The following is a 12,655-nucleotide window of genomic DNA, read 5'->3' as shown; positions in this document are numbered from 1 at the left end:
CGAAGGGTGTGAGCCAGCTCACGTGGCCAGGGTTGAGCGGAATAGGCTCAACTCTGGTTGTGTCCTTTCCAGTGGACACGCCGATCCGGGGGAGCCCATGAACACGGAACGTCTCACCACCAAGAGCCGCGAGGCCATCACCGGTGCCGTCGCGCTGGCGAACCAGCGTGGCCACGCCACCGTGGAGCCCTGGCACCTGTTGCTGTCACTGCTGGACACCGACGGTTCGACCGCCGCCGGCCTGCTGCGCGCCGTCGGGGCCGATCCCGGCGAGCTGCGTCGGGTCGCCCAGCGCTCGGTCGACAACCTGCCCGCCGCGCGGGGTTCCAGCATCGCCGAGCCGACCCTGGCCCGGGAGTTCGTCAACGCCATCGGGGCCGCCGAGCAGATCGCCCGGCCGCTCGGCGACGAGTACACCTCCACCGAGCACCTGCTCGCCGGGCTGGCCCGGGTGGGCGGCGCGGTGTCGAACGCGCTGAAGTCGGCCGGTGTCACCGAGGAGACCCTCGTCGCCGCCTTCCCGTCGGTGCGCGGCGGGGACCGGCGGGTCACCAGCGCCGACCCCGAGCAGACCTACCAGGCCCTGGCCAAGTACGGCGTGGACCTGACCGCCAGCGCCCGCGACGGCAAGATCGACCCGGTCATCGGCCGGGACTCGGAGATCCGCCGGGTGATCCAGGTGCTGTCGCGGCGGACCAAGAACAACCCGGTGCTCATCGGTGAGCCGGGTGTCGGCAAGACCGCCATCGTGGAGGGCCTGGCCCAGCGGATCGTCGCGGGCGACGTGCCCGAGTCGCTGCGGAACAAGAAGCTCGTCTCGCTCGACCTCGGCGCGATGGTGGCCGGCGCCTCCTACCGGGGCCAGTTCGAGGAGCGGCTCAAGTCCGTCCTGGAGGAGATCAAGAACTCCGACGGTCAGGTCATCACCTTCCTCGACGAGCTGCACACCGTGGTCGGCGCCGGCAAGGGCGAGGGCTCGATGGACGCCGGCAACATGCTCAAGCCGATGCTGGCCCGCGGCGAGCTGCGGATGGTTGGCGCGACCACGCTGGACGAGTACCGCGAGCACATCGAGAAGGACCCGGCCCTGGAGCGCCGCTTCCAGCCGGTGCTGGTCGGCGAGCCGACCATCGAGGACACCATCGGCATCCTGCGCGGCCTGAAGGAGCGCTACGAGGTGCACCACGGCGTACGGATCACCGACGCCGCCCTGGTCGCCGCCGCCTCCCTGTCGGACCGCTACATCACCGACCGGTTCCTGCCGGACAAGGCGATCGACCTGGTCGACGAGTCCGCGTCCCGGCTCCGGATGGAGATCGACTCCCGCCCCGTCGAGGTGGACGAGATCGAGCGGGCGGTGCGCCGGCTGGAGATCGAGGAGATGGCGCTGGCCAAGGAGCCGGACGCCGCCTCCGCCGAGCGGCTGGAGCGGCTGCGCAAGGAGCTGGCCGACAAGCGGGAGCAGCTCACCGTCCTGTCGGAGCGCTGGCAGCTGGAGAAGAGCCACATCACCAAGCTCTCCACGGCCAAGGAGGAGCTGGAGCGGCTCGGCGGCGAGGCCGAGCGGGCCGAGCGCGACGGCGAGCTGGAGCGGGCCGCCGAGCTGCGCTACGGCCGGATCCCCGCCCTCAAGGCCGAGCTGAAGCAGGCCGAGGAGGAACTGGCCCGGCTCCAGGCCGAGGGCGCGATGCTCAAGGAGGAGGTCGGCGCCGACGACATCGCCGCCGTGGTCGCCTCCTGGACCGGCATCCCCGCCGGCCGGCTGCTGGAGGGCGAGACCGCCAAGCTGCTGCGGATGGAGGAGTCGCTCGGCGCCCGCGTGGTCGGTCAGGCCGAGGCGGTCGGCTCGGTCTCCGACGCGGTCCGCCGCGCCCGGGCCGGGGTCGCCGACCCCGACCGCCCCACCGGCAGCTTCCTCTTCCTCGGCCCGACGGGCGTCGGCAAGACCGAGCTGGCCAAGGCGCTCGCCGAGTTCCTCTTCGACGACGAGCGGGCCATGGTCCGCATCGACATGAGCGAGTACGGCGAGAAGCACTCCGTCGCCCGGCTGGTCGGCGCCCCGCCCGGCTACGTCGGCTACGAGGAGGGCGGTCAGCTCACCGAGGCGGTGCGCCGCCGGCCGTACTCGGTGATCCTGCTCGACGAGGTCGAGAAGGCCCACCCGGACGTCTTCGACATCCTGCTCCAGGTGCTCGACGACGGCCGGCTCACCGACGGGCAGGGCCGCACGGTGGACTTCCGCAACGCGATCCTGATCCTCACCTCCAACCTGGGTTCGTCGGTGATCGGCGACCTGACGCTGGCCGAGGAGCAGCGCCGGGAGGGCGTCCTGGCGGTGGTCCGCTCGCACTTCAAGCCGGAGTTCCTCAACCGCCTCGACGACATCGTGGTCTTCGCCGCGCTGCTCGGGGACGACCTGCGGGCGATCGTCGACATCCAGCTCGACCGGATGCGCAAGCGTCTCGCCGACCGCCGCCTCGGCCTGAAGATCACCGAGCCGGCCCGGGTCTGGCTCGCCGAGCACGGCTACGACCCGATCTACGGTGCCCGCCCGCTGCGCCGCCTGGTCCAGACGGCGATCGGCGACCAGCTCGCGAAGGCGCTCCTGTCGGGGCAGATCCGCGACGGCGACACGGTCGAGGTCGACCTGGCGGACACCAGGGACGCCCTGACGGTCGCGGCGGCCTGACCCGCTCCACCTCGCCCCGGTCGGCGCCGCCGACCGGGGCGAGCCCGTGACGATCAAGAGGTTTGCGTCCCGGCAGCGCTCCGTCGACGACGCAAACCTCTTGATCGACAGGGTGGGCGGGGCGCGGCGGGGGAAGGAACAGGGGCATGTTCGGGATCGGGAAGAAGCGGGACCGGGAGATCCAGGCGGCGCTCGACGAGTTGCGGCAGGCCGACACGGTGGCGTTCGGCGGGGTGGGGATCGCCGGGACGGTGCTGCCGGTGACCGAGGCGTACCGGCGGGTGGAGGCGGCGCTCGCCGAGGACCCCGAGGGCGTACGCGGGGAACTCGACCGGCTGCTCACCGAGGCCACCCCGGCGGGGCGCGTCTACGCCGCCACGCTCATCGAAGGCGTCGACCCGGCCGCCGGGCGGGCCGCCTGGACGGCGCTGGGCGGCGACCCGGCCGAGTTCGGCACCTTCACCGGCTGCGTCATGGGCCGCACCACCCTGCGCGAGTACGCCACCGACCACCTGTCCCGAGGCTGACCCCCGACGCTCGGGAACAGCCCCGCGGCCGACCCGCCGCCCGGGAACGGCTCGCCGGAAAGCACGCCCGGAAGGGTCCCCGGAGCACGCCCGGAACGGTACCCGGAGCACGCCCGGAACGATCCCCGGGACACACCGGGGACGGTCCCGGCGGAGGTACGCCGGGTGACCGTTCCCTCACTCAGCCGACAGGATGTTTCCCCAGGTGCGCGGGGTTGTTACCGTCCTCGCCGACGTACCTGGGGAGGTGGTCGGGATGAGCGGGACGATCGCATTCGTGCTGGCGGCGATGGGCTGTCTGGTCGGGGTGGGCGGCCTGGTGGTGGCCGCGGTGGCCTGGAACCGGACGCGTTCCCGCCCGCAGCAACGGGCCAAGGGGCCGGGCGACCCGCTGCGGGACCGGGACGCCGACGCGCTGCGCGGCGACCCGCGCCGGCTGAAGCCCGGTGACATCGTCGAGATCCGGGGCGTGTCGTACGCGGTGCGCGGCTCGATCCGCCTGGTCGAGGGCGGCTGGAGCTGGGCCGAGCACCTGCTCGACGACGCCGCCGGCGTGCGGCGCTGGCTCTCCGTCGAGGAGGACCCGGAGCTGGAGCTGGTGCTCTGGGGGGCCGAGCAGGGCGCCACCGTCACCCCGGGCGCGCCGACGATCGACTTCGCCGGCCGTCGCTACAACTGGAACGAGTCCGGCCAGGCGCGCTTCACCGCCGTGGGCAACACCGGGCTCGACCCGACCGGCACCATGCGGTACCACGACTACCAGGCGCCCGGCGGCGCCCGGCTCTCCTTCGAGGCGTACGGCGAGGCGGGCTGGGAGGTGGCGCTCGGTGAGCTGCTGCACCGCGGCGACGTGATGATCTACCCGCAGTCCGAGGTGGGCTGATGCTCGTCACCCTCGACGCCCCGTACGTCGACACCAGCGCCGCCGACCTCAGCCTGGCGCTCGACGACGTCGAGCGGCCCGCGCTGCACGTGCTCGACCTCGACCTGCCCGGCGGCGTCCGGCTGCGGCTGCGGCTGCTCGGCGCCTCGCACCAGGTGGTCCTGCACGCGCCCGGCGCCACGCTGACCGAGACGGTCGCCTGCCTGCCCGGCCGCCCGCCCGAGCTGCCGCCGGCGGTGCGGGACGAGGCGAGCGGCTACCACTTCACGGCGACCGTGCTGCGGCCCGCCGGCACGGGGCTGAGCGAGCAGGTCGCCGCCCTCCGCGCCGACCTGGCCGACGACCCGTACGCGCTGGTGGGCGTGTTCCCCGGCGACGTCGACGCGGTGACCGCGCTGGCGGTCCGCCCCGACCCGCCGGCCGGCACCCTCGCCTGGCGCACCTGGCACGCGTATCCCCAGACCAACGAGCTGGTCCTGACCGAGACGGTGGTGGCACTGCGATGACGTACCGACGCTGGTTCGTGGTGGGGGTGGCGTTCGCCGTCATCGGCGCCCTGGTCGCCGCCTTCGCCATCTTCTACGGCAGCTTCTCCCCGCGCGGTTACGTGGAGGACAAGTACAAGCGGGCGGCGAGCCACGACATCGGCCGCAACGCCGTCGCCTACACCTCGCCCCGCTCGCCGAGTCAGGTGGCGAAGGAGGTCACCGACGCGTGGCAGCCCGCCGACCAGTACGTCGACGGCAGCGGCGTCTACCTGCGCTACGACGACGACTCGCTGGTGATCCTGCCGATCGCCGCCGGCTCGGTGATCCTGCTGGAGCGCATGAGCACCGCCTACCCCCGCTACCACTCCACGGTCGGCTCCCACTGGGGCTGGGGCCGTGGCAGCACCGTCCGGGGCGGCGGCCCCGGCAGCGGCAAGTGACGCACCGACCCCCCTCACCCTGGAGCCTCCTGTGCAGACCCTCGTCACCGATCTGCTGGTCACCCTCGCCTACGGGGCGGTCGGCGTCCTGCTGATGGGCATCGGCTACGTCCTGGTGGACCTCGCCACCCCCGGCCGGCTCAACCAGCTGATCTGGACCGAGCGCAACCGCAACGCGGCGCTGCTGCTCGCCTCCAACCTGGCCGGCGTCGGCGTCATCGTGGTCGCCGCGATCGCCGCCAGCGACGACGACTTCGTGCTCGGCATCGTCGGCGCGTCCGCCTACGGGATCCTCGGCCTGGTGATCATGGCGGCGGCCTTCGTGCTGCTCGACGTCGCCACGCCGGGCAAGCTCGGCGAGATCCTGGTCGACCAGCAGCCGCACCCGGCGGTCTGGGTCTCCGCCGTCGTGCACCTCGCCACCGGCGCGATCATCGCCGCCGCGATCAGTTGATGGCGACGGCGAAGAAGCCCGGCGGGCAGCAGGCGGCGGTCGCGAACGCGAACCAGGGCACCTGGATCGTCTGGGTGGTCATCGGTGTGATGGTCCTGTGCTGCGTGGGCATCGGCGTGGTCAACCGCAACGGGGGCGGGGACGACGTGTTGCCGCCGACCTCGCAGGAACGTGGCGACACCGTGCCGATCCTCCAGCGCTCCAGCGCCAGCCAGGGCATCTGCTACGGCTGGGTGCTCCGGGACTTCTACAAGTACACCGACCTCAGCGTCGGGTCGAACCTCGGCGACGGGATCGCGGTCGAGGAGAACGCCGCCTGCCCGCGCTGGGTGCAGGTGGTCGCCCGGGTCGCCTACACGTCGGAGAGCAGCGAGAGCAACGACTTCGCCCGCGTCACGGTGGAAGCCTCCGACGACGTCTCCGCCACCGCCCGCCTGCGGATGGAGAGCGGGCTGGAACGGCTCGGGCTGACCGAGGACGCCTTCGTCGACGAGCCCGGCTGGGCCGTCACCCGCGCCGCCGTCTCGCTGCCGTTGCTCGCCGCCGAGGCGGGTGTGGTGGAGCCGGCGCCGACCCCGGCAGCCGCGACGGCCGACGCGCCGCCGCTGCCGGACGCCGGTAGCGACCTCTGGCGTGACCGCTGGGGCTACCTGCTCGCCGCGGTCGGCCTGCTGCTGTTCACCGCGCTGCTCTTCGCCGCCGGCTTCTGGCAGCGCGGCCGCCAGCGCCGCAAGGAGGCCGGAGGGCAGGGGCGGACGAGGGACGTCCGGGCCGCCGGGCGTACGCCGGAGGGTCGGTGACCGTCGAGGCGCCGGCACCCGCGCGGTGGCGGCTGTCCCGCGCGGCGGTGCTCGTCGCGGTCTTCGTCTGCGCCGCCTGCGGCCTGGTCTACGAGCTGGCCCTGGTCGCCCTGGGCAGCTACCTGATCGGGGACACGGTCGGGCAGGCGTCGATCGTGCTCGGCGTGATGGTGTTCGCGATGGGCGTCGGCGCGCTCGCCGCCAAGCCGTTGCAGCCGCGGGCCGCCGCCGCGTTCGCCGCGATCGAGCTGGCCCTGGCCCTGCTCGGCGGCCTCTCCGTGCTCGGTCTCTACGCGGCCTTCGCGTGGCTGGACCTCTACGGCCCGGCGCTGATCGGCACCGCCTTCGTGCTCGGCCTGCTGATCGGCGCGGAGATCCCGCTGCTGATGGTGCTGCTGCAACGCATCCGGGAGCAGGCCGCCGGCAGCGCGGTGGCGGACCTGTTCGCCGCCGACTACGTCGGCGCGCTGCTCGGCGGGCTGGCCTTCCCGTTCCTGCTGCTGCCGGTCTTCGGCCAGCTCAAGGGGGCGCTGGTGGTCGGCGCCGTGAACGCCGTCGCCGGGCTCGCCCTGGTCTGCACGGTCTTCCGGCGGGAGCTGAGCCGCCGGGCCCGCGTCGCGCTCGGCGCCGGCAGCGTCGTGGTCTTCGTCAGCCTCGGGTACGCGTGGGTGACCGCGCACGACTTCGAGCTGACCGCCCGCCAGCAGCTCTACCGGGACCCGGTGGTGCACGCCGAGCGCAGCCGGTACCAGGAGATCGTGCTCACCCGCTCGGTGGCCGAGACCGGCCGCGCCGGCACCGACCTGCGGCTCTTTCTCAACGGCGACCTCCAGTTCAGCTCGGTCGACGAGTACCGCTACCACGAGGCGCTGGTGCATCCGGTGCTGAACGGCCCGCGCGGCGAGGTGCTGGTGCTGGGCGCCGGTGACGGCCTCGCCGTACGCGAGCTGCTGCGCTACCCCGACGTCCGGCGGATCACGGTGGTGGACCTGGACCCGGCGGTGGTGGCGCTGGCCCGCAGCGAGCCGCAGCTGCGCCGGCTCAACGGCGGGGCGCTCGACGACCCCCGGGTGCGGGTGGTGCACGCCGACGCGTTCGCCTGGCTGCGTACCGCCGCCGACCGGTTCGACGCGGTCGTGGCCGACCTGCCCGACCCGGACGAGACGGCCACCGCCAAGCTCTACACGGTCGAGTTCTACGCGCTGGTGCGGACGGTGCTCGCCGAGGGCGGTCGGCTGGTGGTGCAGTCCGGCTCGCCGTACTTCGCGCCCCGGTCGTACTGGTCCATCGAGGCGTCGCTGCGCGAGGCGGGCTTCGCCACCACGCCGTACCACGTGGACGTGCCGTCCTTCGGCGACTGGGGTTTCCTGCTGGCCGCCCCCGGCCCGACCGCGCCCGCCCTGGCCCTGCCGCCGGGCGCCCCCGGGCTGCGCTTCCTCGACGCGGCGACCCTGACCGCCGCCGGCAACTTCCCGGCCGACCGCCGCCGGGTGGACGTGCCGGCCTCCACCCTGCTCCAGCCCCGCGTGCTGGAGTACGCCCGCGCGGAGTGGCGCGGCTACTGAGGCGCCCCGGCGGCCACAGCCCGCCGGTGAACAGGTCCGCGGCCCGCGATTGCCGCCGTCCCGGCGGGTCAATGCCCGTCTGACGTGCCGGAGTGGCCCGACCTGGATACGGTGTGACCGCGATCTAGGGAAGGAGAATCATGGTCGATTCCCACAACACGCCGGCCCGCACCCGGCCGGGTGTGGTGACCATATCCACGTATCTGCTGTGGCTGTTCGCGCTCACCCAGCTGATCGGCCTCATCATCACGCTCTCCACCGTCGGCACCATCTCGCAGGTGCTCGACGACGCGTACCGGGGCACCGACGCCAACGGCACGCAGAACCTGGCCGACATCACCACAATGATCACCATCGGTGGCGCGGTCTTCGTGCTCCTGATCGCGGTCGTGCTGGCCGTGCTCGGGGTGTTCAACAACCGGGGCAGCAACGGGTCGCGGATCACCACCTGGGTGCTCGGCGGCATCATGGTCTGCTGCACGGGCGGCGGCCTGGTCAGCGGAGTGGGCGGCGGCATGGGCACCGGTCAGACGACCGGCGACGGGCCGAGCCCGGAGGAGATCCAGCGCCGCCTTGACGAGGCGCTGCCCGGCTGGTTCACCCCGGTAACCACGCTGCTCACCGTGATCGGGCTGCTCGCGCTGCTCGCCGCGCTGATCCTGCTGGCGCTGCCGAAGGCCAACGAGTTCTTCCGCAAGCCGAAGCAGGGCTGGGAGCCGCCGGTCCCGGGTGCGGCCTACCCGCAGTCCGGTGGCCAGCCCGGCTACCCGCAGTCCGGCCAGCCCGGCTACCCGCCCACGCCGGGGTACCCGCCGACGCCGGGCCAGCCGCAGTCGTCCGACCAGCCGGGCTACCCGCCGGCCCCGGGCAACCAGCCGCCGTCCGCGCCGTACGGCGGGGGCCAGCCGGGCCAGCCGGGATCGAACCCGGGTGGCGATCAGCCCGGTTCGGACCGTCCCGGCCCGACCCCGCCGCCGGTGAGTTGACCGGTCGATAACAGCGACGCCGACGGTCCCTCCGAGTAGGTTGCAACCCGACGCCTACCGGAGGGACTCGTCGTGTCGCACCCCGATCGGGCACCGGCCCGCCGCCCGGCCGTGGTCACGGCGGCCGTGGCGCTGCTGGCGCTGATGGCGGTCGCCGCCCTCGCGTACGCCGCCGCCGGTGTGGCGACGCGCGGCGGCACCGTCGACCGGTTCCGCGCCGCCGCCGGGGGCACTTCGGCGGGCCCGGACCAGATCGACCGGACGGTCACCCTGCTGGGCGCGTCCACCGTGCTGACGGCGGTGGTGAGCCTGCTCGCGGGGCTGCTCCTCGGCGGTCTCGCCCTCGGCCTGCGGGCCGGCCGGGACGGCGCCCGCACCGCGACCTGGGTGGTCTCCGGGCTGGGGCTGATCGCCGGTTGCTGCGGGCTCGCGTTGCTGGTCGGCCAGCGTGCCATCCCGCTGGGATCGGGGGAGGACGACCGGGCGACGGCGGAACTCCTCGGTCTGCTCGCCGACGCCTACCCGTCCTGGTGGATTCCGCTGGGCGCGGGGCTTTCCGTCGGCCAGGTGCTCGGTTACCTTGTGGTAGCCGTGCTGCTGGCACTGCCGGCGGCGAGCGCCTGGTTCCGTCGGCGGCCCGCGCCGTCCGCCCCGCACCACCCTCCGGCGTCGCCCGCGCCGCCACCCGTCCAGCCCCCGCACCAGCCGCCCGGGGCGCCGCCCGCGCCCCCGTACCCGCCGAGGTAGGACCGCCCGTGACGCTCGACCAGCCGGCCAGCGAGCGGCGGGCCCTGATCACCGGAGCGACCGCCGGGATCGGTGCCGCCTTCGCCCGCCGGCTGGCCGCCGACGGCTGGCACCTGGTGCTGGTGGCCCGGGACGCGACCCGGCTGGCCGCGACGGCCGCCGAGCTGACCGGGCGGCACGGCCGGGAGGTCGAGATGATCCCGGCCGATCTGTCCACCGACGACGGTTGCGCGACGGTCGAGGGGCGGCTGGCCGAGGGGTCGCCGGTCGAGCTGCTTGTCAACAACGCCGGGATCAGCCTGAACACCCCGTTCCTGCGGTCCTCCGCCGAGGACGAGGCGCGGCTGCTGCGGCTCAACGTGCACGCCGTGATGCGGCTGACCCTCGCGGCCCTGCGTCCGATGACCGAGCGGCGCCGTGGGGCAGTGATAAATGTCTCTTCGGTGGCGGGGTTCGGCGTGGTCATGCCCGGTTCGACATACTCCGCCAGCAAGGCGTGGGTCACCAACTTCAGCGAGTCCGTCGGCCAGTCCGCCCGGCCCTTCGGCGTACGCGTGATGGCGCTCTGCCCCGGCTACACGCGTACGGAGTTTCACGAGCGCGCCGGCATCAACATGTCGAAGACGCCGGAGTGGATGTGGCTGCGGGCCGACGACGTGGTCGACGAGGCCCTGCGTGACCTGCGGAAAGGCAAGCTGGTCAGCGTTCCCGCGTGGAAGTACAAGCTCGCCGTGGCGGGACTGCGGCACGCGCCCAGGCGGCTGCTGGAAGCCGTGTCCCGGGACACCCGGGGCCGGATCGGCCGCGACGGCGGCTGACCGACGGGCCGGGGCCGGCTCGCCCCGTCGATCTTCGTCGATCGTCCGATTTGTCCGGCTGAACGGTCGCTCAGCGTAGCCGGGCATCGCCACCCGCCGGTCGCCCCCAGGACTGATCCCGGTGGACCCCGCACACGACTCTCAGACTTGAGCAGTACCCTCTATCGGCATGGGGGACCACGACGACCTGCGTAAATTCATCACTGACCTGGCGGTGGTCCACGGCCGGGTGGTGCTCTCCTCAGGCCGCGAGGCCGACTGGTACGTCGATCTACGTCGCGTCACGCTCCATCACCAGGCCGCTCCGTTGGTGGGGCGCGTGATGCGTGACCTGACGGCCGACTGGGAGTACGACGCGGTGGGCGGGCTGACCCTGGGCGCCGACCCGGTGGCGCTGTCGATGGTGCACGCCGCGTCCGGGACCGATCGCCCGGTGGACGCGTTCGTGGTCCGCAAGGCGGGTAAGACGCACGGTCTACAGCGCCGGATCGAAGGGCCGGACGTGGCCGGCCGGCGGGTGCTGGCGGTGGAGGACACCTCCACCACCGGGGGAAGTGTTTTGACGGCGGTCGAGGCCCTTCGCGAGGTCGGGGCCGAGATCGTGGGTGTGGCGGTTATTGTTGATCGAGGCGCCGGCGACGCGGTGCGAGCCGCCGGATTGCCGTATCGAGCGGCCTATACGTTGGCTGACCTCGGCCTTGTGGCGTAAAAGTCTGCCGATTCGGATCCGCCGATATGCAGGCGGATCGATGCTGCTGGTGGAAGGATGGAATACGTGGGAACTGCGTTGGCCGAAATGACTATGCCTCAGATCTCGCCGCTTGCCGGCGAGCCGATCGAACGTGCCGATGCCGAGCGTCTCGCGGGGGTCCTCAAGGCCCTCGCCGACCCCGCTCGACTTCGGCTGCTCAGCCTGATCCAGTCGGCGCCCGAGGGCGAGGCGTGCGTGTGCGACCTGACCGCGCCCCTCGGCCTCTCGCAGCCGACGGTCAGTCACCACCTGCGTATCCTCACCGAGGCCGGCTTGCTGGAGCGGGAGAAGCGCGGTGTCTGGGCGTACTACCGGCTGGTGCCGACGGCGATCGCCACGATCGCCGATCTGCTGACCCCGCCGCGCAAGCGCGCCACCAAGAAGGCGCGCTGACTCTTCCGATCCGGTCCGCTCGGTGACCGCCCTCAAGGCGGCCACCGAGCGGATGGGTCGTACGGTGCCGTACCGGCTCAGCGGACGTGCGGGCTCTCGTACGTCTCTTCGGTGAGATCCCTCGCCGCGCGTCGCAGCCGGCGACGCTCGGCGATGATCATTGCGCTGACCAGCGCCACGCCGAGCAGGAAGAGCGCGAGGATCGACACGAGGTTGTCGCCCGGGGCGTGCATCGACCGGTCCTCCGACTGCCACGGCCACAGGGCGCGGAGGCTGCCGACGATGATCCCGGCCATCACCGCCAACGTCATGCGACGGTGCTTCTCCAGCAACCACTGAAGCAGCTTCACGAACAGCGCCAAGCCGATGACCATCCCGGCCGCGAAGACGGCCAGGTAGCCGAAGTCACGGTCGTTCACCGCGTTGATCGTCGGCTCGTAGAGGCCGACGGTCAGCAGCAGGAACGAGCCGGAAACGCCGGGCAGTACCAACGCGCAGACCGCGACCGCCGCCGCCACCAGCACGACCAGTGGATTCGGGGCGATCGTCGCCTGCGGGAGACCGGTCAGCACGAAGGCGGCCACGGCGCTGACCACCAGGGCGGCGACCTCCTTGCCCCGCCACGGCTTGCCCACCATCGAGATCGGCACCAGCACCGAGGCGAGCACGAGACCCAGGAACAGCCCACGGGTCTGCTCCGGGTGATCGTGCAGCAGCGGTTCCAGCAGCTTCGCCGCGATCAGCAGACCGGGCACCATGCCCAGCAGAAGCGGGATCACCACCTCCCAGTGCACCTGCCGGAACTGGTGCGAGGCCCGCGTCCACCCCCTTCCGCGAGGGACGTCCGAGGCCGCGAAGCGGACCGCGTTCACCAGGTGGCCGGCGGACGCGATGACCCGCTCGTACACTCCTGTGACCAGCGCGATCGTGCCACCGCTGACCCCCGGAACGGCCTCAGCCACACCGATGGCCGCCCCACGGAAGATGTGGCCAATGCGTTCGCCCCATGCCATTGCGAGAATCCGTTCGTCATCACTCGAACCGCTGCCTGTGTGGCGTTCGCCACGGCCACACAGGCTACCGGTGCCGAGCCTCGGGGCAGCGCACCACGTCG

At 72.7% G+C, this 12,655-nt stretch carries 14 protein-coding genes; 13 read left to right on the top strand and 1 reads right to left on the bottom strand.

The genetic code is table 11. The features are described from left to right. Positions 1-97: 97 nt before the first annotated feature. The 13 genes from clpB to DER29_RS11050 all read left to right on the top strand — a co-directional run bounded on the left by clpB (position 98) and on the right by DER29_RS11050 (position 11,541). A complete protein-coding gene (clpB, locus tag DER29_RS11110) occupies positions 98-2,689 on the top strand; it encodes an ATP-dependent chaperone ClpB (protein WP_121397279.1) in 2,592 nt (863 codons plus the stop codon). A 146-nt stretch (positions 2,690-2,835) separates the two neighbouring features. Next, entirely contained in the window at positions 2,836-3,216 is a 381-nt protein-coding gene (locus DER29_RS11105; RefSeq protein WP_121397278.1) for a hypothetical protein, read from the top strand. Positions 3,217-3,472: 256 nt separating this feature from the next. Further along, positions 3,473-4,099, top strand: a complete 627-nt coding sequence (locus tag DER29_RS11100) for a DUF4178 domain-containing protein (protein ID WP_121397277.1) — start codon at positions 3,473-3,475, stop codon at positions 4,097-4,099. Then, entirely contained in the window at positions 4,099-4,605 is a 507-nt protein-coding gene (locus DER29_RS11095; protein ID WP_121397276.1) for a DUF2617 family protein, read from the top strand. The genes DER29_RS11100 and DER29_RS11095 overlap by 1 nt, the downstream gene beginning before the upstream one ends. Further along, positions 4,602-5,027, top strand: a complete 426-nt coding sequence (locus tag DER29_RS11090; RefSeq protein ID WP_121397275.1) for a DUF4247 domain-containing protein — start codon at positions 4,602-4,604, stop codon at positions 5,025-5,027. Before DER29_RS11095 ends, DER29_RS11090 begins: the two co-directional genes overlap by 4 nt. A gap of 31 nt (positions 5,028-5,058) precedes the next feature. Then, positions 5,059-5,481 carry a DUF350 domain-containing protein gene (locus DER29_RS11085; RefSeq protein ID WP_121397274.1) on the top strand — a complete coding sequence of 141 codons (423 nt, stop codon included), beginning with the start codon at positions 5,059-5,061 and terminating at the stop codon, positions 5,479-5,481. 89 nt (positions 5,482-5,570) lie between these two features. Beyond that, positions 5,571-6,281 (top strand): hypothetical protein, encoded by a 711-nt coding sequence (locus DER29_RS11080; protein ID WP_370040277.1) that lies wholly within the window; start codon positions 5,571-5,573, stop codon positions 6,279-6,281. Beyond that, on the top strand, positions 6,278-7,846 hold the full coding sequence (locus DER29_RS11075; protein ID WP_121397272.1) for a polyamine aminopropyltransferase: 1,569 nt from the start codon (positions 6,278-6,280) through the stop codon (positions 7,844-7,846). Before DER29_RS11080 ends, DER29_RS11075 begins: the two co-directional genes overlap by 4 nt. A gap of 140 nt (positions 7,847-7,986) precedes the next feature. Next, complete coding sequence (locus DER29_RS11070; protein WP_121397271.1) at positions 7,987-8,832, top strand: hypothetical protein; 846 nt, start codon at positions 7,987-7,989, stop codon at positions 8,830-8,832. 72 nt (positions 8,833-8,904) lie between these two features. Continuing rightward, positions 8,905-9,579 carry a hypothetical protein gene (locus DER29_RS11065; RefSeq protein ID WP_121397270.1) on the top strand — a complete coding sequence of 225 codons (675 nt, stop codon included), beginning with the start codon at positions 8,905-8,907 and terminating at the stop codon, positions 9,577-9,579. An 8-nt stretch (positions 9,580-9,587) separates the two neighbouring features. Further along, entirely contained in the window at positions 9,588-10,397 is an 810-nt protein-coding gene (locus DER29_RS11060; RefSeq protein WP_121397269.1) for an SDR family oxidoreductase, read from the top strand. Between the two features lie 169 nt (positions 10,398-10,566). Beyond that, positions 10,567-11,106, top strand: coding sequence for an orotate phosphoribosyltransferase (locus DER29_RS11055; RefSeq protein ID WP_121397268.1), 540 nt, complete (start codon positions 10,567-10,569; stop codon positions 11,104-11,106). Between the two features lie 57 nt (positions 11,107-11,163). After that, entirely contained in the window at positions 11,164-11,541 is a 378-nt protein-coding gene (locus DER29_RS11050; protein ID WP_007073957.1) for a helix-turn-helix transcriptional regulator, read from the top strand. 77 nt (positions 11,542-11,618) lie between these two features. Here the strand turns inward: DER29_RS11050 and DER29_RS11045 are convergent, their stop codons facing one another. Then, positions 11,619-12,503: a DUF368 domain-containing protein gene (locus DER29_RS11045; RefSeq protein WP_233599715.1), complete on the bottom strand. Its 885-nt coding sequence runs from the start codon at positions 12,501-12,503 to the stop codon at positions 11,619-11,621. Positions 12,504-12,655: the final 152 nt, after the last annotated feature.

This window comes from Micromonospora sp. M71_S20, from assembly GCF_003664255.1.
Classification (GTDB): Bacteria; Actinomycetota; Actinomycetes; order Mycobacteriales; family Micromonosporaceae; genus Micromonospora.
The sequence above is the reverse complement of the archived record's forward strand: the minus strand, read 5'-3'. Positions and strand labels throughout refer to the sequence as shown.

Coding starts and splice junctions, on each gene's coding strand:
- DER29_RS11080 (WP_370040277.1), top strand. CDS start 5,571: ATGGTCCTGTGCTGCGTGGGCATCGGCGTGGTCAACCGCAACGGGGGC.
- DER29_RS11100 (WP_121397277.1), top strand. CDS start 3,473: ATGAGCGGGACGATCGCATTCGTGCTGGCGGCGATGGGCTGTCTGGTC.
- DER29_RS11050 (WP_007073957.1), top strand. CDS start 11,164: ATGGAATACGTGGGAACTGCGTTGGCCGAAATGACTATGCCTCAGATC.
- clpB (WP_121397279.1), top strand. CDS start 98: ATGAACACGGAACGTCTCACCACCAAGAGCCGCGAGGCCATCACCGGT.
- DER29_RS11055 (WP_121397268.1), top strand. CDS start 10,567: ATGGGGGACCACGACGACCTGCGTAAATTCATCACTGACCTGGCGGTG.
- DER29_RS11105 (WP_121397278.1), top strand. CDS start 2,836: ATGTTCGGGATCGGGAAGAAGCGGGACCGGGAGATCCAGGCGGCGCTC.
- DER29_RS11095 (WP_121397276.1), top strand. CDS start 4,099: ATGCTCGTCACCCTCGACGCCCCGTACGTCGACACCAGCGCCGCCGAC.
- DER29_RS11090 (WP_121397275.1), top strand. CDS start 4,602: ATGACGTACCGACGCTGGTTCGTGGTGGGGGTGGCGTTCGCCGTCATC.
- DER29_RS11070 (WP_121397271.1), top strand. CDS start 7,987: ATGGTCGATTCCCACAACACGCCGGCCCGCACCCGGCCGGGTGTGGTG.